The organism is Oceanibaculum nanhaiense (assembly GCF_002148795.1).
Lineage (GTDB): Bacteria > Pseudomonadota > Alphaproteobacteria > Oceanibaculales > Oceanibaculaceae > Oceanibaculum > Oceanibaculum nanhaiense.
Genome location: NZ_MPOB01000005.1, coordinates 335,662 through 354,586, shown reverse-complemented (window position 1 = coordinate 354,586; position 18,925 = coordinate 335,662). Strand labels below are relative to the sequence as shown.

Below are 18,925 nucleotides of genomic sequence, written 5' to 3'. Positions count from 1 at the left end.
AGAAATACTACTTATGCGCGTGTATGACTATAGGCTTTTCCACTCATTTTCCCGCCGCCGCCGAGAGCGCGAATCCGCTGCGGCTCAGCGTCAGCAACTCCGACGCGTTGGCGCCCAGCACGGCAAAGCCGGCCGCCGCCCTGTCATAGCCGACCGCCACCAGCCCGCTGGTGATGCGGAACTTCGCCTTGAGGGCGACCGGTCCGTAAGCCTGGCCGGGCACCAGCTCCGCCCCGACCACCTTCAGCGTCGTGGCGTGCAGGGCGGCCATCTGCTGGCGCTGGGCGAACCAGGCGGCGGGGGTCAACGCCAGAATCTCGGCGGCCAGTGCCGGGTCGGAGGTCAGGATCACATCCAGCCGGAAGGCGCTGTTGCTATTCGCGTCGGGGGCGATGGCGAGATAGAGCTGGCTGGTCTTCAAGGGCGGCGGCTTCGACGCGCAGGCCGCGACGGCGAGGACCAGCAGGAACAGAAGCGCCCTCATGGCCCCCCTCATGGCACCATCACCGTGAACTGGCCCGGCACGGTGATCTGGATGACACCGGCCCAGGTGCACATCGCCTTGCAGTTGTTGTCGAGCGCCGGCATCGAGCCGATCAGCACCGTCGGCGCACCGGGCACCCAGGGTGCCGGCACCACCGGCACGCAGGGCATCGGCGTCAGCACGCCGAAAGCCGCCGTCGTGGCCGCCGCGACAGTCGGGTTGGCGAGGCTGGTGCACATGCCGAAGGGCGGAATGTTCACGATGGGGATATGGTCCATGATGGTAGCCGCCGGCGGCCCGCCTGCCATCACCCGGTTGGTCGGCAGCACCGACAGCGCCGCCGGCGCGACGCCGAAGCTGCACATCAGCATGGCCCCGGCACAGACCTGCATCGCCATGTCAGTGACCTCCTTTCGCGGGTTTCAGCTTTATCGCCAGCCATTGCTTCAGCAGCTGGAGCAGACCAGGCGGTTCGGCGGGCGGCGGAGCGGGCGCTGGTTGCGGGGGCGGAGGCGTTGTCTCGGAAATCTTCTCGCCGTCGCGATAGAGCATCTCCGCCAGCACCGCCCCGTCCGCCCCATAGCTCACCATCGGCCCGTCCAGCGCGCCGGTCCGGTAGGTCGCCGTCATCGCCAGCCGCCCATCCGCGTAGAAGCGCACCAGCCCGTCCAGCTTGCCATCGAGCGTCTGGCCCTCGACCTCCGGCCGGCCCTTGGCGTCCAGCAGCAGGAGGGGCTCGGTATGAGGCTCGGGCGCGCTCAATTGATCTTCACCATCGCGCCGTTGATCGTGACCATGCCGCTGCTCTCCAGCGCGGCCTTGCCCTGCGCGGTGTTGGTGATCGACATGCCGCCATCGTTGGTCAGGCTGGTCGTCGCCTTGTTGGAGATCGTCATCCCGGAGGTCTCGAGGCTCTGCGCTGCCTTCACCGTGACCGCCCCAGTGCTGCTCTCGATGGTGACGGCACCGGTCGCCTTGATGGTGATGGAGCCCTGCACGGTCAGGCTGTAATTGCCCTTCACGGTGAGGCTCATATTGCCGTCCACCGTGTGGTCGAAATCCGCCTTGTTGGTGTGCGTCTCCTTGCCCGTGACCGTCACGTCGCGGGTCTTCTTCACACTGTGCGTCTCCTTGCCCTCTGAGACCTCCACCGTGCGGTCGCCCTTGGAGACAGTCAGTTTCTCGTCCTGCGTGACTGTCGCAGTCCGGTTGTGCAGCACCTCCGACGTCATGTCCTTCTGGGCGTGCAGATAGATCAGCTCCTTGTCCTTCGCGTCGTCGAACAGGATCTGGTTGAAACCGCCGCCGCCCTTGGAGGAGTTGGTCTTTATCGTGCTCTTGGTCTGGTCGCCCGGCAGGGTGACGGGAACTGTCTGCTCGGCATTGTAGAGCGCGCCCACCACCAGTGGCCGGTCGGGGTCGCCATCGACGAAGGCGACCATCACCTCCATGCCGATGCGCGGCACGAACAGATGGCCCCAGCCCTTACCGGCCCAGCCCTGCACGACCCTGATCCAGCAGGAGCTGTTCTCGTCCGACTTGCCCTGCCGGTCCCAGGGGAACTGGACCTTGATGCGGCCATACTTGTCGGTCCAGATTTCCTCGCCCTGCTTGCCGACCACCTTCGCCGTTTGCAGCCCGGCGATGCGCGGACGCGGGGTCAGCGCCAGCGGCCGAATCACCGTATCGGCGGGCAGTGCGGTGAAGCGGTTGCGGTAGCCATCCTCGGTAAAGATATGGCTGACCGAGATCAGCACATACTTCCCGTTCACCTTGGCATCGCCATAGCCCTGGATGCTGATTGTGGCGCCGGGCAGCAGGGTCGGGCAGGCGCTTTCCCCGGCAAGCTGCACGGCATCCGCGTCCAGCGCCTGGATCTGGTGCTTGGCGATGGCATCGCCCGCGTCGCGCTTCTCGTAGCCGCCGGGATAAAGATAACGGGTGACGTCGCTGCCCTTGCCCTTGGACGTCACCGTCAGATCGGTCGAAGGGGTGAGGAAGCTATAATCGCCGGTCGAGAATGTGCCGGTCGTCATCCGCGCCGACCTGCTGAGGAAGGACACCGCGTCGGGCTGCAACCCGCTGCCCTGCGCCATCCGGTAATTCAGCGCCGAAGGGCCGGCAATCGGCTTGAAGGCCGAGGAATCGTCGGCCAGCACCAGCGTCTCCCCTTCCTCCGCATGGGTGAAGAAATAGAAGATACCGGCGCGTTCCAGCAGGCGGCTGACGAAGGCGAAGTCGCTTTCATCGAACTGCGCCACATAATCGAGCGCGTCGTAGGTGCCCGACAGCTTGTCCGATATCCGTGTCGCCCCATCCGCCTTCAGCACCGTCTTGGCGATGTCGGACAGGCTCTTCTGCTGGAAGATGCGGCAGTCGCCGGCGAGGCTAAGCAGCCAGAGCGCGGGGCGGATATCGAGCCGGTAGCTGGCGCCGCGCGGGTCAGCATCCAGCTGCCCGGCCTCGGCGACGATGCCGGAGAACAGCCGCTTCGCCTTGCCATCGGCGGTCAGCGTGACCGAGGCGATCTTGCCAAGCAGGCTGGCGACATCGGCATCCGCCTTGTCGGCCCGCACCGTCGCCAGATAGCGGAAGGGCCGGGACAGGCCTTCCTCCGCCTCCAGCGCCAGCAGTGTGAAGGCGACGCCGGACAGCGGCGTCTTCACCGTGGCGGCGAAGACCGGCCCGGCCATTTAGCGCACCGCCGGCAGGGCGAAGCGGGCCTCGCAGGCATCCGAATCGGCGGCCCCACCCAGCAGCCAGCTGGTCAGGCCGAGCCGCGCGCCCGACTTTGCGGAAAGGCTGGCACCGCTGACATCCTCGGCATGCAGGACCGGACGAACCTCCACCGCATAGCCGTCGCCAAGATACAGCCCGGCCAGCCGGCGCAGAATCTCGAAGCCCGGCCCGCCTGGCAGCAAGCCATCATAGGCGGGGCGGTCGAGCGGCCCGATCCAGAGCCGGATCGTCCGCCCGCCATCCGACAGCCGCCCGCCCAGTACGGCGTTCTTGCCCAGCGCCTGGAACCGCCCCAGCCGGGTGCCGAGCGCGCTGCGCTGATCCACCGCCACCCTGGCCATGCGCGGCACCGGCGCCTCGATGGCGACCGGCAGGGAAAGCACGCCGGCCAGCAGTTTATGCAAGCCCTCCATAGGGCGGCGCACCCCGGCCAGCATCCCGGCGAAGGGCAGCAGCCGGCGGCGCAGATCGGGTGGCAGACTGGCGGCAATCCCGGGTAGGGCGAAGCCCATGATTGCCTGCAGATAGTAGGCCAGCGCCGAGTCCTCCGGCGGCACCGGATCGAAGGCCGGGCGCTGCGCCTTGCGGGCGCGGTAATAGACGGCGATCAGCCGGTTCTCGAACAGCGCCAGGAAATCCGCCATCGCCGGATCGCGCTTCTGCACCGCACGCAGCAGCCTTTCGGTATCGGCCAGCGGCAGCGCGCCCACCGTGCCGGCGAGGCCGAAGAAGCTGACGATCATGTCGGCCTGCGCGACACTGCTGCCATCCTGCCGCAGGTAGGTCTCCATCGCCGAACTGGTCAGGGATATCAGTGGCGGCGTGACATGGCGCACCGGCGCCCCCTCGAAGCTGAAGGTCGGCGCGGCGCGGAAGCGGATCGGCTCCATCTCCGGATTGCCGGATTCGCCGACTGGTTTCGGCGCGCGCACCAGCGCCTCCAGCAGCCGCACTGCCTGGCAGAACTCGAACCGCCAGGGCTGCGCGAACAGCCGGTCGATCACAGCAGCGGGCGGTCGCCGATCCGGGCCGGCCATGATTTCCACCTTTCCGCCTTGCTGAGCAGCCGCGCCGACAGCCGCGTGAAGCTGTTGGCGCTGGCGAAGACCGGCAGCACCCGGTCCAGCACCGTGGCCAGTATGTAGAGGCTGCCTTCCGGCCGTACCGTGTCGTCGAAGCTGAGCGTGATGTCACTGCCATGGATCAGGCTGGCGCCATCCGCCGCGCGTAAAGTTGCGGGCGTGGCGGTCGCACCGGCCAGCGCGTCGATCAGCACGTTGCTGGAGACCATCCCGTCCAGCTCGTACAGCTGCAGGAACTGGCGCAGCACCGCGCCGTCGCCGGCGACCAGCGAGGCCTGCCCGAGGGCCAGCTGCGTAACCAGTTGCCACAGGGATGAACCGTCCGTCGCCGGTTCCAGCGGCATGGTTGGCGCGGTCAGCAGCGCCTGGGTGCCGGGCACCGCCGCCTCGTCCGGCTGCAAGGGCTGGTTCGCCGGCAGGAAGGGGGCAAGCCGCCGGTTGGTACACAGCAGCTGGGCATAGAGCACGCGGTCCGCCGGAAAGGCCGGCTTGAAGGCGGGATCGACGAAGCTCAGCACCATCTCGTCGCCGGGCACGCCGGCCAGCCGTGTCGGGCGGCGGCGGGCGACCCAGTACAGCCCATCCTCGGCCTGGCCCTCCGGCCCGGCGAAACCGAAATAGGGCTTCACCCAGGCGACCGGCCGGTCGGGATCGGGCGTGGCGGCAACCCGGCCGATCGAATGCACCTCGACCGAGGCGCGGTCGCCAAGATCGGCCAGCACCGGATAATCGAGCTTCTCCCCGGTCAGGCGGATCGGCTGGCTGACGCCGCGGAACAGGTTGATGACCGGCGTGCAGCCCAGCCGGAAGGTACCAGGGTCGGCATGGATTTCCGCCGGCGGCGACACGGTTACCGGAAACAGCAGGTCGATCATGGTGGCATCGCCCGCCACATCCAGCCCGGTGAAGTCGAGGAACCGGAACTTGTCGGGAAACTGGAACAGCTCCAGCAGCAACCGGTAGCCGTCGAGGCCGTAGGGCATGTCCGGCAGCACCGCCTCGTCAGGCCGGAACCCGACAGGCTCCACGCTGGCGGCCGGCAGCCGGACCCTGCGCGAGGCATCGCCATCGGGCAGCACATAGACGCAACGGATTTCCGAGGTCAGCATCTGGTACAGCCGGTCGGTCAGCAGCTCGATACCGGCCAGATAGACCCGCAGCCGCTCCACCCCCAGCACCGCGAAGCCGGGGCCGGTGCTGCGCAGCCGCAGGCGGAACAGGCTGCGTGCACGCTCCGCCTGCACGATCTCGGGATAGCTGTCGTCGAAGCCGGCATAGCTCGGCTGCAACGGCCAGATGGTCGCCGGATAGCAGGTGCGGAAGCGCACCACCGGCGCCCCCTTCTCCCCGCTGGCGGCGAAGAACTGCCGGCCGCGCTCCACGGTCAGGCCGGTGGTCAGCTTGCCTGCCTCCTCCGGCGGGCGGAACTGGGCGATGGCCATGGACGGGATCGGCGTCGAGAATTGCGGATAGAGAATATCCAGCATCGCCGTCGGGATGATCGGGAATTCCTGGTCGATGACATGCTGGATGCGGGCCGTCAGGAAGGCCACGGATTCGATCAGCCGCTCGACATCCGGATCGGTGACGGTATCACCCGCCACGTCCAGCCGGCGCGCGATCTGTGGGTATTGCTGCGCGAAATCCGCCCCTTCCCGGCGCAGGAAGGATAGCTCGCGCTGGTAATAGGGCAGCAGCGTTTCGTAGCCGTCCATCTCAGCCCTCCCCTGCCAGCGTCACCGCGCGCCCGTTCAGCAGGAACACCACGGCGCGCTGATAGCCCATTAGCGTTACCGTCGCGGTCAGCCGCGCCTCCAGCGGACGCAGCCGGTCGCGCGTCGGCTCGAGGACGACAGAGATGTCGGACAGGCGAGGCTCATAGCTGGCAATGGCAGCCTCAAGGCAGCGCGCCATCAGTTGCCGGTCGGACAGCGAGACGGCAGTGAAATCCACTGTGCCCGGCACGCCGTAGGAGGTGACGAGGCGCGGCCCGGCCAGATAGGAGGCGACCGAGCGGTCGGCGCGCGAGCCCAGCAGCCGCACCAGCGCGCCCCGGATCGACTCCGCCAGCGCCGGCCCGTCCAGCACCAGCGGCGTGTCGCGGGCGGACAGCCGCTCGAACAGCGGCGCGCGCTGGCCATACACTTCGCGGGAAGGCACGATCCGTCACCCGGTGCTGAGCTACTTGCCCTGGCCGGTCGCCTTTTCCATGTCGTACTCGGTCTCGACCTTGCCCTTCTGGTCGCCTTCCTTGGTCTCGAACTGGTAGCTCCAGGTGATCTTGGTGAAGTTGAAGGTGACCGATTCGACGGGCAGATCGTTGCCGCCGGCATTCAGCGACACGGAGGAGACCATCGCGTTCTCCAGCGTGTAGGTCATCGCCTCGATCGGCTTGTCGCCCGAGGTGCGGATCAGGTAAATCTCGATCTTGCCCAGCTCGGTGGCGAGGCAGCAGCCGAGGTTCAGCTTCGGGGTCGCCTGGTCGAGATATTTCGTGACCGTGATGTCCTGCACCTGCGCGCGGCCGGTGGCGCGGCCGCCGCCCGAGGAGTCGAAATGCAGCGGCATCGCCACGCCGGTGGAAAAGCCCAGCAGGTTGATCTGGTCGGTATGCTTGTCGAGCGTGCATTCGCCCTTGATGGCGTATTTGTCGGCGATGTTGAGGACGATGTAGTCCATGGGGGCCTCCCTGGCCGTCTGATGCCTGTCGCTGGAGCCCTAGCGGGCTGTCGGGGTTACGCGGCGGCGGCCGGCGGCGGCAGCTCGGCCACCAGGCTGATCGTCACCTCCACCCCTTCAAGCTGGAAGAAGGGCTGCAGATAGACGGTCGCGGTGTAGTAGCCGGGCTTGCCAGGCACGGCCTGCACATCGGCCCGCGCGTTGCGCAGCGGATAGCGCGCCTTCACGCTCTGCTGCGCCTCGTCATCCAGCAGCACCAGCGTGCCCAGCCAGTCATTCACCATGTTCTGCAAGGTGGCGGAGGTCTCGAAACTGCCCACCGTGTCGCGCAGCATCACCTTGATGTATTGCGCGATGCGCGCCGCGTTCAGCATGTAGGGCAGCGTCGCCGACAGCGATTCGCTGGCGTTCGCCGCCTGGCCGGCGGCGCTGGAATTATCCCATTTCGGCGGGTTGTGGATGGTCTTGCCACCGAACACCACCGCCTGGTTGGTCAGCTTTCGGTTGCAGATGGCGATAAAGCCGAGATCGTTCAGCTCCGCCTCGCGGCGGTCGGGGATCATCACCTGCGTCGGGATCTTCATCGCCTGTTCGCCGGCCGCGGTGGTGAAGGTATAGACCGGCAGATTCTCAATCAGCCCGCCGCCCTGCTCGCCCCGGATCGCGGCCAGCCAGTTGTAGGTGTAGAAGGCGTTGGTGATCAGCGCGCCCTCGTAATAGGCGGGGTTGCCCCACAGGAAATACTGGTCGCTGCGCTGATTGGCGCCGGACCCCAGCGTCTCCTCGAAATCCTCGAACCCGTCCGCCGGGTTGTTCACCGCATCGTAGGGTGAGCGCAGCAGCACCTGTGGCAGCACCAGCGAGACGTAGCGGGAATCGGTGAAGGAGCGCAGCGAATTGTAGTCGAGATAATCCAGCCCGCCGAAGATCTTGGACAGCGAGGTCGGCTTGTTCAGGTCGGTGAAGCTGGTCAGCCCGAACATGTGCGGCGAGGCCGCCCCCACGAACGGGCAGTGCGAGGCGGCGGCGATCTGCGCCATGCGTTCCAGCGCATCGACATCCGGCTTGGCGGCGGAGAAGGCGGCGAAATCGCCGATCATCACCCCATAGGGCTTGCCGCCCAGCGTGCCGTATTCCTGGGTATAGATTTTCTTGAACAGCGCCGTCTGGTCCCAGCCGGTCGCCTTCTTGAAGTCCGCCTTCACCTCGTCATAGCTGCAGTCCAGCACGCGCAGGATGAGGTCCTGGTTGGTGTGGGTGCTCATGACTATGTAGCTGAGGCCGCGCCAGTGCGCTTCCAGCGCCTGATAGTCCGGGTCGTGCAGGATCTGGTTCACCTGATCCGAGACCTGCCCGGTCAGCCGGTCGATGCAGGAAGCCGTGAAGGCCATCGGCTCGTCCAGTTCGATGGCGGCCTTCAGCCCGCTGACGAATTTCTGCCCCTCGGCATAGATATCCTGCTTCAGCGCGTATTTCGCCTCGGCCTCCGCCTTTTCCTCCGGTGTCGCCTCCGGCGGGATGGTCGGTGCCGTTGGCGCCTGCGTCGATGCCCAGGCGGCCGCCAGATAGGGATGCATCTCATAGGCGGCGAGGTCGGTCTGGTATTTCTTCAGCGCCGTCTGGTAGGTCTCCTTGTCGGCGGCGCTGGCATCGTCGGCAATCGCAGCCGGCGGCGTCGGCTTGGCCGGCGCTGCCCCCGGATCGGCAGCCGGCGGATAGACCAGCAGCGCCTGCCCGATGAGGGCGGCCAGCATGTCGAGGCCGGTCAGCATCTGGTCCGGCGTCTGGGCCAGCGCCAGATTGCCGGTGGTGAAGGCCGGTTGCAGATCGGCGGGAAGCGACTGGATCGGTGTCGTCATGATGTCACCTTCAGGAGAGGATGGCGGTGGCGCCATCTGCGCCACTCATGCACGTAATGCGGGTACAGGAAGACCGGCCGTTCAGGAGGGCGGCGGCAGCGCCTTCTGGTCGGCGGCGACCTCAGCCTCGTACTGGCTGCGCTGCTGCAACACCTCGGTCAGCAGCGCGGTCAGGCTGGCGTTGATCTTGGCCGGATCGGTCTCCGGCTTGTTGTCGTCGCCGACCGGCTGCAGGATCGCCATGACCGTCTGCTGGAAGGCATTGTTGCCGTCGAGCCGGGCCTGCAATCCCATCAGCGCGCGCCGGTCAGCGAACAGCGGGGCGATGCCGTCGGCACGCGCCGCGATGGCGCCGGGGCCGAAATCGTCCATCGTCTCGAAACTGAGCGTATCGCCCGCATCGTCGCCGTTCTGGTCGGTCCAGACCGCCTTCACGCTGGGCGCGATGCGGCCCATGAACTGGGCGAAGCTGTCATTGTCGAGCTGGATGAAGTCGCGCTCGGCATAGGGCACGGCGCGCGCCGTCTGGCCGGCGAGGTCGGCCATGATACCGGCCACGAAGGGCAGCGAGACCGCCAGCGTGGCGCCCTTGGTATAGACCTCGTAGGTGATCTGCACGCGCGGCGGATTGTCTTTCGCGATCAGCTTCTGTGCGCTGGTCTTGGTATCGACGAGAAACATGCGTCACTCTCCCTGGCATCCCGTGCGAAAAAGAGCGTCCGCACGATCATTCACAACCAAAGCGTGTGACGATATTAAGCGCATAAGTTTTTTATCATGCAATCATAAATTGCATGTTTATGCGAAATTTCACGGGAGGGGAATTTGCGTTATCCAGTGTCGTGCCCGGGCTTGACCCGGGCATCCAGGGCGGCAGACCGCAACGGCAAAAGGCAGGGCACCGCCCCTAGACCCCATTGAGTGTACTGGGGGGTCAAGCCCGAGGGTGACGATGGGAGAGGTGGCAAAGAAATCGCCAAACACATTGGCCGTCATTCCCGGGCTTGTCCCGGGAATCCAGGCTTCGGCTTGCTTCGGCATCGCTCATGCGGGCTGGACCCTGGACCCCCGCAACAAGTGCGGGGGTGACGATAAGAGGGACGTCAGCGATGCTTTGAAAATATCAACATAGAGATAAGAAAGCCGCCCTCACACGTTCAGCAGCAGGAATTCGCGCTCCCAGGCGCTGATGACCTGCTGGTAGGCGTCATATTCCCATTCCTTCACGGCGCAGAGCACATCCACGAAGCGGTCGCCGAGCACGGTGCGCAGCTCCTTGCAGCGGTAGAGCCCGCCCAGCGCGTCCTGCAGATGGCCGGGCAGCGCGCGGCTCATGCCATAGGCGTCGCCCTCCACCGGGGCGGTCGCCTCCAGCCCTTCCTCGATGCCGAGATAGCCTGCCGCCAGCGTCGCCGCGATGGCGAGGTAGGGGTTGGCATCGGCACCCGCCACGCGGTTCTCCACGCGCCGCGCCTTCGGGCCGGAGATCGGCACGCGCAGGCCGGTGGTGCGGTTGTCGCGCCCCCAATGCACGTTCTGCGGGGCGGAGAAATGCGGCCCGAAGCGGCGGTAGGAATTCACATAGGGCGCCATCAGCGGCATGGCGCGCGGCAGGTAGCGCTGCAGGCCGGCGATGAAGGCCAGGAAATCCGCACTGTCCTCGCCGTTCGGCTGCGCGAACAGGTTCAGCCCGGTCTTCTTATCGACCACGCTGACATGGATGTGCATGGAGCTGCCGGGCTGGCCCTGCATCGGCTTCGACATGAAGGTGGCGTAGATATTGTGGCGCAGCGCCGTCTGCCGCAGCGTGCGCTTGAACAGGAACACCTGGTCGGCCAGCGCCAGCGGCTCGCCATGGTTGAAGTTGATCTCCATCTGCGCGGCGCCGGATTCGTGGCTCAGCGTATCGACGTCGATCTGCTGCTTCTCGCAGAAATCATAGACCTCCTCGAACACCGGATCGAACTCGTTCACCGCGTCGATGCCGAAGGACTGCCGCGCCGTCTCGGCCCGGCCGGACCGGCCGATCGGCGGCTCCAGCGGATAGTCGGGATCGGTGTTCGGCTTCACCAGGAAGAATTCGACCTCGGGCGCCACCACCGGCTGCCAGCCCTTTTCCTCATAGAGCTTCAGCACCTGCTTCAGCACCTGGCGGCTGGCGATATCGACCGGCCGGCCATCGGCGTAATAGCAGTCATTGATCACCTGCGCCGTCGGGTCGCTGTACCAGGGCACGACGCGCAGCGTGCTGACATCGGGCACCAGAAAGATATCCGAATCCGCCGGGTCGATATCGACCTGGTCGGGGAAATCCCCGGTGACGGTCTGCACGAAGATCGATTCCGGCAGGCGCAGGCCGCGCTCCCCCCAGCTTTGCAGGAATTTCTCGGCCGGCAGGATCTTGCCGCGCGGAATGCCCGCCATGTCCGGCACCAGGCATTCGACCTCGTCGATATGCCGCTCGGCAATCCAGTCCGCCACCTCGGCGGGAAATTCCTTGCCAATGTCGAAGGGGTTTTCGTCGCTCATGATGCCCTGAAAAGCTGTTGCGCCTGTCCCTATGGCTACAGGGCGGCAGAGGGCTTGGCAAGCGGGGCCGGTTAAGCCGGCATATCGCCGCATCGACCCCATTCCCCCTTGCCGGGCGGCCGTCAGAAGCGTATCAGCGGCCCATGACCCATCCTGAAACACCGCCCAGCTGGTACGCCGACACGGCCACCGCACCGTCCGCGCGGCCGGCGCTGGCGGGCGACCTGGACATCGATGTCTGCGTCATCGGCGGCGGGCTGACCGGCGTGTCGGCGGCGCTGAACCTGGCGGAACGCGGCTACAAGGTGGCGCTGATCGAGCAGCAGCGCATCGGCTGGGGGGCGTCGGGCCGCAATGGCGGGCAGATCTGCACGGCCTATTCCTCCGGCATGGGCAAGATCGAATCGGCGCTGGGCAAGCAGGATGCCCGTCTTGTCTGGGACATGGCGGAAGAGGCCAAGCGCATCATCGCCGAGCGGACGGAACGTCACGGCATCGACTGCGATCTCAGCTGGGGCTATCTCTATGCCGCGCTCAGCCGGCACCAGATGGCGGGGCTGCGCGCCGAGCACGCGGAATGGCTGGAGGGCTATGGCTATGACCAGCCGGCCCGGCTGCTGGACACGGCGGAGATGCGCGCGACCGTCGCCAGCACCCGCTATCTCGGCGGGCTGCTCGACCCCGGCGCCGGGCATCTGCAGGTCTATGCCTATCTGCTGGGCCTCGCCCGCGCCGCGGAGCAAGCCGGCGCCACGCTGTATGAGGGCACAAAGGCACTGTCCCTGACGATGGGCGAGAATCCCAGCGTGACGACGGAAAGTGGCACGATCCGCTGCCGCCACCTTGTCATCGCCACCAACGCCTATCTGGGCAGGCTGGTGCCGCGGCTGCGCCCCTATGTCATGCCGGTCGGCAGCTTCGTCTGCGTGACCGAGCCGATGGATCCAGCCCGGCTGGAAGGGCTGGTGAAGGGCGGCCTCGCGGTCGGCGAGTGCAACCACATCCTGAATTATTTCCGCGCGACATCCGACAACCGGCTGATGTTCGGCGGCGGGGCGAATTATTCCGCAATCGATCCGCCCAACCTTCGCGCCTATCTGCGCCGCAAGCTCACCCGGGTGTTCCCGCAGCTTGCCGATATCGAGGTCACACAGGCCTGGAGCGGCCTGATCGGCATCACCACCAGCCGGATTCCGGATTTCGGGCGGCTGGACGGCAATGTCTATTACGCGCAGGGCTTCTCCGGCCAGGGTGTGGCGCTGTCCGGCCTCGCCGGGCGGCTCATCGCCGAGGCGGTCGCCGGCCAGGCGGAGCGGCTGGATATCTTCGGCCGCATCCGCCACATGCCGTTCCCCGGCGGCCCCTTGCGCACGCCGGCCCTGGTGCTGGCGATGTTCTATTTCCGCCTGCTGGATATGATCGGGCGTTAGGCCACGCTCTTCGAAGCGACCTCGTACACGTCCTTGGAGAGTTTCGGCGTCGCCAGCACGCGCTCGATCTCGGCCTTCAGCAACGCCTGACGTCCGTCATCGAAGCGCCGCCAGCGCGCGAACGGGCTGAACAGCCGCGCCGCCACCTGCGGGTTCATCGGGTCCAACGCGATCACCTGATCGGCGATGAAGCGATAGCCCGAACCGTCGGCGGCGTGGAACCGCACCGGGTTGCCCGCCGCGAAGGCACCCAGCAGCGAGCGCACCTTGTTCGGGTTCTTCACGCTGAAGGATGGGTCGCCCATCAGCGCCTTCACCCGCGCCAGCGTGTCCGGCCTTCTGGCCATCGCCTGGATCGCGAACCATTTGTCCATCACCAGCGGATCATGCCGCCAGCGCTGGTGGAAGGCGGCCAGCGCGCGGTCGCCCGCCGCATCCGTGCTATCGGCCAGGCAAACCAGCGCCGCCACACTGTCGGTCATCACCTCGGCGGCATCGAACTGGGCTGCCGCCAGCGCCAGCCCGTCCGCATCCAGCCCGGCCAGGTAGCCCAGGCACAGATTGCGCAGCGCCCGCTTGCCGATGGCCTCGCCGTCCAGCTGAACACCCGGCACCGCCATCGCCTCGTAGGTCGCGCGCAATTCCGATTTCAGCTTGCCGGCCAGAAAGCGCCGCAGATGCTCGCGCGCCGCATGGATGCCATCGACATCGATGGTGCGCATCGCCTCGCCGATATCGCCCTCGCTGGGCAGCGCCAGCGCCTGCGCGCGGAAAGCCGGCGCAGCCTCGCCATCGGTCAGCACCCGGCGGAAGGCGGCGACGAAACTGTCGGGTACGGTCATCTCCCGGCCGGCGGCGCGCTCATCCACCATGCCGAGCAGCAGCTTGCGGGCCAGTGCCTGCCCGGCTTCCCAGCGGTTGAACTCGTCGCTGTCATGCGCCATCAGGAAGGCGAGGTCATCCTCGTCATGCCCGGCATCCAGCTTCACCGGGGCGGAGAAGCCACGGAACAGCGAGGGCACCGGCTCCTCATCGACATCGACAAAGGTGAAGATTTGCCGTGCCTCGGTCACACGCAGCACGCGCTCGGTCCCGTGAACGGCGTTCTCGCCGTCGAGCTGCAACGGCAGATCGGCCTTCGACTTCTTGCCGACCAGCCCCATCGCCATCGGCAGCAGCAGCGGCTGCTTGTCCGGCTGGCCGGGCGTCGGTGCGGTCGATTGCTCGATGGTCAGCGTATAGGTGCGGGCCGCCGCATCATAGCGTCCACTGGCCTTCACCTGCGGCGTGCCGGCCTGCTCGTACCAACGGCGGAACTGCGAGAGATTGGCGCCGTTGGCGGCCTCCATGGCGAGGCAGAAATCCTCGCAGGTGACGGCATCGCCATCATGACGCTGGAAATACAGATCCATGCCCTTGCGGAAGCCCTCGGTACCCAGCAACGTGTGGTACATGCGCACCACCTCCGCCCCCTTCTCATAGACGGTGGCGGTATAGAAATTATTGATCTCGATATAGGAATCGGGCCGTACCGGATGCGCCATCGGCCCCGCATCCTCCGGGAACTGGGCGGCGCGCAGCGCCCGCACATCCTGGATGCGCTTCACCGAGCGCGCATTCATGTCGGCGGAGAATTCCTGGTCGCGGAACACCGTCAGCCCTTCCTTTAGGCTGAGCTGGAACCAGTCGCGGCAGGTGACGCGGTTGCCCGTCCAGTTGTGGAAATATTCGTGGGCGATGATGCCCTCGATCAGCTGATAGTCGCTGTCGGTCGCGGTGTCGGGCTTGGCCAGCACGTATTTAGCATTGAAGATGTTGAGGCCCTTGTTCTCCATCGCGCCCATGTTGAAGTCGCCGACCGCGACGATCATGAAGATGTCGAGGTCGTATTCCAGCCCGAACACCTCCTCGTCCCAGCGCATGGAGCGCTTCAGCGAGTCCATGGCATGGGCGCATTTGTTCTCGTTGCCCTGCTCGACATAGATGCGCAGATCGACCGTGCGCCCCGATGCCGTGACGAACTTGTCGGTCACCGGCACGAGGTCGCCGGCGACCAGCGCGAACAGATAGGCCGGCTTGCGGAACGGGTCTTCCCATTTCGCCCAGTGCCGGCCGCCGGGCAGATCGCCTGCGCCCAACGGGTTGCCGTTCGACAGCAGCACCGGACAGGCTTCCTTGTCCGCCTCGATGGTGGTGGTGAACAGCGCCATATTGTCGGGCCGGTCCACGAAGTAGGTGATGCGGCGGAAGCCCTCCGGCTCGCACTGGGTGCAGTACATCGACCCCGAACGGTAGAGCCCCTCCAGCGCCGTGTTCGTCTCTGGATGGATGCGGGTGCGGATCTCGACCAGCGCGCGGTCAGCCACCTCCTCCACGGTCATCCGTTCCTCGCCGACCGTGTATTTGCAGGGTGGCACATCCTCGCCATCGATCTTCAGGTAGATCAGTTCCTGATTCTGCCCGTCCAGCACCAGCGGCGCGTATTTGTCGCGCTCCGGCCGGCCGATCACCGACAATGTCGAGGTCACGATGGTCTCGCCCTCGCGGATATCGACATGCAGGTCGATGCGGTCCACCCGGAAATCCGGCGGCGTGTAATCCTCGCGGCGGATCACCTGCGGCGCCGAGTGCACCGGGGTCTGGTCGAGGCGCTCCATCATGGTCTCCGAAATTCCGGAAAGGGCAAACAGTTCAGATAGGCGTTATTCTAGCCGAATACGAGTTCGACGATGCGCCGGGCGCGCGCCTCGTAGCCATGCTCGGCCTCGGCGCGGCGTTGTGCGTTGCGGCCAAGCTTCAGGCTGAGGTCGCGATCCTTCAGCAGCCTGTCCCACTGCGCGGCGAAGCCGTCGGCATCGTCGGCCAGCAGGATTTCCGTCTCCGGCTCGAAATAATCGAGAATTTCCAGCCCCTCCACCAGCATGATCTGCGCCGCGCCGGCGAAGGCCGCCTCGAAACTGCGCGGTCCCGGCGTGGAGGGACGGATAGCAAAGCGCCGGTTGGCGAGGCTCTCGTCGCGCCCGACATTGGCGACCGCCAGCGACGCGGCATAGAGGTCGGGCAGCGCCGCCCCCGGCAAGCGCATGGCTGTCACGCCTGCGATGGCATCACGCTCCCAGCCGCTGCCGACGATTGTCATCGAAGCGCCAAGCGCCTGGGCATGATGGGCGAGATCACCGAACAGCCGGGCGCGGTTGGCGAAACGGTGGCCGCAGAAGAACAGCTCCGGCCCGGCACGGCACTCGACCGGGCGCCAATGCACGGCGCGGCTGCCGGCCAGCGGCAGGTGATGCACGGCGAGGTTCGGCGGGTAGAAATCGAGGCTCGCCCGGTCATTGGTGAAGATCGCATCCGCCATGCCGTAGATGCGGGCATTCATGTCGAACTCGTAGGGATCGTCATGCAGCCAGAAGGCCAGCTTGCCGCCGGTCCGCCGCATCTCTTCCGCCAGCGGGCCGAAATCGCTGCTGTCCAGCATGATCGAGCCGAATGCCAGCGCCAGATCGGGCTTCAGCGCGCGCGCCTGGCGCAGCCCATCCTCATAGGAAGAGACGACGATTGTCGCCTCGGGAAAGGCCGTGCGGAAGCCCTCGCCGACATGGCTGCGCAAACCGGCATTGCTGTTCAGCGCATCCGGCGTGCCGCTGACGATCAGGATTTTCAGGGCGTCGTGCTTCATGCCATGCGCATCCGGTGCAGGATCGCCCGCAGCTTGTGCCGCGCCAGCCGCAGCGCGAGGCCAAACCCGTCGGTGCGGGCGACCACGATGAAGCGGCGGACCAGAAAGCCGATGCCCTGCCCGCCGGTCAGGAAAGCCAGGCCGCCGCGCCGTGTCCAGAACGGGCTGTCGAGGAACTGGCCGAACTCCTGCAGCGACAGCAGCCGGCGGGTGTCCAGCTTTGCACCCGGTACCAGCGCCAGCCCGGCATAGATATCCTCCAGCCCGCTGACGAAGCCGTACCCATCAATGCCCGGCACATCGGGCAGCTGCGCGCGCAGGGTATCCAGCCGGCCCCGGTTCGCCATTAGGGGGTCTGCCGCTAGCGACAGCAGGATATCAGCAACCGCCTTGCCATCCCCGACCGGCACCAGAAACCCGTTCTCGCCGTCGCGCACCCGCTCGGCCGGCGCGCCGATATCGGTGACGATGGGCACGAGGCCGGCGGCCTGCGCCTCCGACAGGGTGATGCCATAGGTCTCCGGCCAGGTGGACAGGAACAGCATCACATCGCATTCGGCCAGCGCCGCCGGCACCGCGCCGCCATTGAACGGGCCGTGCAGCACGACACCGCTCCCACCCTCTGGGCCTGCATGCGCTTCCAGCCGCGCCTGATATTCCGGGTCGATCCGCCCGAAGATATGGAACTCCAGCGGCTGGCCGGCGCAGCGCGCGATGGCATCAAGGATCGCATCGGCCCCCTTGTGGCGCGCGAAATTGCCGAGATGCGCCACCTTCAGCGGCCCACCTTCCGACCGCGCCGCCGGCTCGACCCGGTTGATTGGCGGCAGCAACAGCCGGGTGCGTGCCTCGGTCTCCGGGTAAATCAGGTGCAGCAGTCGGGCACTCGCCTCGGAGCCGGCCAGCACGATGTCGATGGCCGACAGGCTCTCGCGCCAGAAGCGCCGGCGCCGCGCCTGGCTGTCGGGATCGACCCCCTGGATCAGGGCAAGGCTGGTATCCCAGGCGCCCTCCGGCAGGTTTTCGATGTCGCAATAGCGCCCATCCGGCCCGAGCAGGTTGAAGCGCTCGCACAGCGGATAATAATCGTGCAGCGAATAGAGCGTGCGCGCGCCCATCGCCTTCGCCACCAGCGGCAGCGACGGCACGAAGCCCAGCAGATGGTTGAAATGCACGGCGGCGAAGCCGTATTCCGCCAGCAGCTTCTGGAAGGCGATCTCCAGCTCCGGATGGGTCAGCAGATCGGGATGGCTGGGCCGCGCGAGGCGGATCGTCTGGCGCACCGTGAGATCGCGGTCATAGAGCAGGAAGCTGCGGCCATCCGGCTTGCGCGTGTCCGGCACCAGTATCCAGGGCTCCACCGCGCCGATGTGCTGGCGGATCGCCTCCAGATAGGTCTCCGCCCCACCGAAGCGGCCATGCTGGACGATGTTGTGGGTGACGAACAGCATGCGCGGCTTGCCTTCGGCTGCCGGCAGCGGCTTCGCCGGCAGGTCCGCCGCGCGGTCAAGCATCGCCGCCACGCGGCTGGCGTAGAGATGATTTTCCGCCACATGCGCCTGTGCCGCCCGCGCGATGGTTAGCCGTCTGTCATCGTCTGCCAGCGCCGCGTCGATCTGCGCCAGGCATTCCTCCATGGTGCGGAAGCCCAGATAATGCGTGCCCTCCTCGAACAGGCCGGATGCCGCCTTCGTGGTCTCCGCATCGACGATCTGGCAGGAGCCGGCCAGCGCCACCTCGAAGAAGCGCGGCCCCGGCGTGTCGCTGGCGGCTTCCGGATCGGCGTCGGATGTCGAAAATTTGCGCGGCAGGGTGAGCGTTAGCCTTGCCGCATTGGCCAGCCGGCAGAAATCGCGGATCGACACGCCCGGCGTGAAGCTGAAGCCGTCGCGCAGATCGCCCAGATGCGGGTCCAGCGCGTCATTCGTCACCAGCACGAACTTGCAGCGCAGGTCCGGACGGTGCTGCTTCAGCGCGCGCAGGAATTTCAGCCGGTTCGGCCAGGCGGTCCCGGCGAAGAAGATGTCGTAGCGCGGTGCCGCCGTGGCGATCTCGAAACGATGCCGTGCCGGATCGGCGGCCAGCGGCAGATGGATGCCGCGCCCGTCATAGAAATCAGCACTGGTCCCGTCATTGGTGAAGATCAGGTCGAATTTCCGGGCCAGCGGCAGGTTCACGCCGCGCTCATAGGGGTCTTCGGTGAACCAGACCAGGCTGCGCGGGATCAGCCGCAGCAGATGATCGATGACCGGGTTGCGCGCCTCCTCCCCGTCGAAAGCGAACAGCAGGTCGAACTTCGTCGCCTGCGCCAGCGGCACGGCGTCGGCGTACTCCGCCCATATCGCTTCCGCCACGCGCGGATCGGCGGCCAGCGCCTCGAACACGGCGCGCGCGATGTATCGGTTGGGATTGAAGGGCTTGGTATCGATGAACAGGACGCGCAT

General features: G+C 66.4%; 15 protein-coding genes. 1 reads left to right on the top strand and 14 read right to left on the bottom strand.

Annotation, left to right across the window (positions count from 1 at the left end):
- Positions 1-43: 43 nt before the first annotated feature.
- The 11 genes from BKM74_RS11370 to BKM74_RS11320 all read right to left on the bottom strand — a co-directional run bounded on the left by BKM74_RS11370 (position 44) and on the right by BKM74_RS11320 (position 11,372).
- Entirely contained in the window at positions 44-484 is a 441-nt protein-coding gene (locus tag BKM74_RS11370) for a hypothetical protein (RefSeq protein WP_086465829.1), read from the bottom strand.
- A gap of 8 nt (positions 485-492) precedes the next feature.
- On the bottom strand, positions 493-882 hold the full coding sequence (locus BKM74_RS11365; protein ID WP_086465828.1) for a DUF4280 domain-containing protein: 390 nt from the start codon (positions 880-882) through the stop codon (positions 493-495).
- A gap of 1 nt (position 883) precedes the next feature.
- A complete protein-coding gene (locus BKM74_RS11360) occupies positions 884-1,246 on the bottom strand; it encodes a toxin-antitoxin system YwqK family antitoxin (RefSeq protein ID WP_086465827.1) in 363 nt (120 codons plus the stop codon).
- A complete protein-coding gene (locus tag BKM74_RS11355) occupies positions 1,243-3,177 on the bottom strand; it encodes a type VI secretion system Vgr family protein (protein ID WP_086465826.1) in 1,935 nt (644 codons plus the stop codon). Before BKM74_RS11355 ends, BKM74_RS11360 begins: the two co-directional genes overlap by 4 nt.
- Positions 3,178-4,260: a type VI secretion system baseplate subunit TssG gene (tssG, locus tag BKM74_RS11350; protein ID WP_086465825.1), complete on the bottom strand. Its 1,083-nt coding sequence runs from the start codon at positions 4,258-4,260 to the stop codon at positions 3,178-3,180. It lies immediately after the preceding gene.
- The gene (tssF, locus tag BKM74_RS11345) at positions 4,224-6,020 is read right to left on the bottom strand and encodes a type VI secretion system baseplate subunit TssF (protein WP_086465824.1); all 1,797 of its coding nucleotides are present in this window, start codon (positions 6,018-6,020) and stop codon (positions 4,224-4,226) included. The genes tssG and tssF overlap by 37 nt, the downstream gene beginning before the upstream one ends.
- A gap of 1 nt (position 6,021) precedes the next feature.
- Complete coding sequence (gene tssE, locus BKM74_RS11340) at positions 6,022-6,465, bottom strand: type VI secretion system baseplate subunit TssE (protein WP_176342500.1); 444 nt, start codon at positions 6,463-6,465, stop codon at positions 6,022-6,024.
- Between the two features lie 21 nt (positions 6,466-6,486).
- A complete protein-coding gene (locus tag BKM74_RS11335; RefSeq protein WP_086465822.1) occupies positions 6,487-6,984 on the bottom strand; it encodes an Hcp family type VI secretion system effector in 498 nt (165 codons plus the stop codon).
- A 56-nt stretch (positions 6,985-7,040) separates the two neighbouring features.
- Entirely contained in the window at positions 7,041-8,843 is a 1,803-nt protein-coding gene (tssC, locus tag BKM74_RS11330) for a type VI secretion system contractile sheath large subunit (RefSeq protein ID WP_176342499.1), read from the bottom strand.
- Positions 8,844-8,924: 81 nt separating this feature from the next.
- A complete protein-coding gene (gene tssB / locus BKM74_RS11325; RefSeq protein WP_086465820.1) occupies positions 8,925-9,524 on the bottom strand; it encodes a type VI secretion system contractile sheath small subunit in 600 nt (199 codons plus the stop codon).
- 468 nt (positions 9,525-9,992) lie between these two features.
- On the bottom strand, positions 9,993-11,372 hold the full coding sequence (locus BKM74_RS11320) for a glutamine synthetase family protein (protein ID WP_086465819.1): 1,380 nt from the start codon (positions 11,370-11,372) through the stop codon (positions 9,993-9,995).
- Between the two features lie 143 nt (positions 11,373-11,515).
- Between BKM74_RS11320 and BKM74_RS11315 the strand changes: the two genes are divergently transcribed.
- On the top strand, positions 11,516-12,802 hold the full coding sequence (locus BKM74_RS11315; RefSeq protein WP_086465818.1) for an NAD(P)/FAD-dependent oxidoreductase: 1,287 nt from the start codon (positions 11,516-11,518) through the stop codon (positions 12,800-12,802).
- Here the strand turns inward: BKM74_RS11315 and pepN are convergent.
- Genes pepN through BKM74_RS11300 form a run of 3 tightly spaced genes read right to left on the bottom strand, consistent with a single transcriptional unit; the run spans position 12,799 to position 18,925 of the window.
- Positions 12,799-15,462: an aminopeptidase N gene (gene pepN, locus BKM74_RS11310; protein ID WP_086465817.1), complete on the bottom strand. Its 2,664-nt coding sequence runs from the start codon at positions 15,460-15,462 to the stop codon at positions 12,799-12,801. The two genes, BKM74_RS11315 and pepN, sit on opposite strands and share 4 nt — an antisense overlap.
- 47 nt (positions 15,463-15,509) lie before the next feature.
- Positions 15,510-16,481 (bottom strand): CgeB family protein, encoded by a 972-nt coding sequence (locus tag BKM74_RS11305; protein WP_086465816.1) that lies wholly within the window; start codon positions 16,479-16,481, stop codon positions 15,510-15,512.
- The gene (locus tag BKM74_RS11300; protein ID WP_086465815.1) at positions 16,478-18,925 is read right to left on the bottom strand and encodes a glycosyltransferase family protein; all 2,448 of its coding nucleotides are present in this window, start codon (positions 18,923-18,925) and stop codon (positions 16,478-16,480) included. The genes BKM74_RS11305 and BKM74_RS11300 overlap by 4 nt, the downstream gene beginning before the upstream one ends.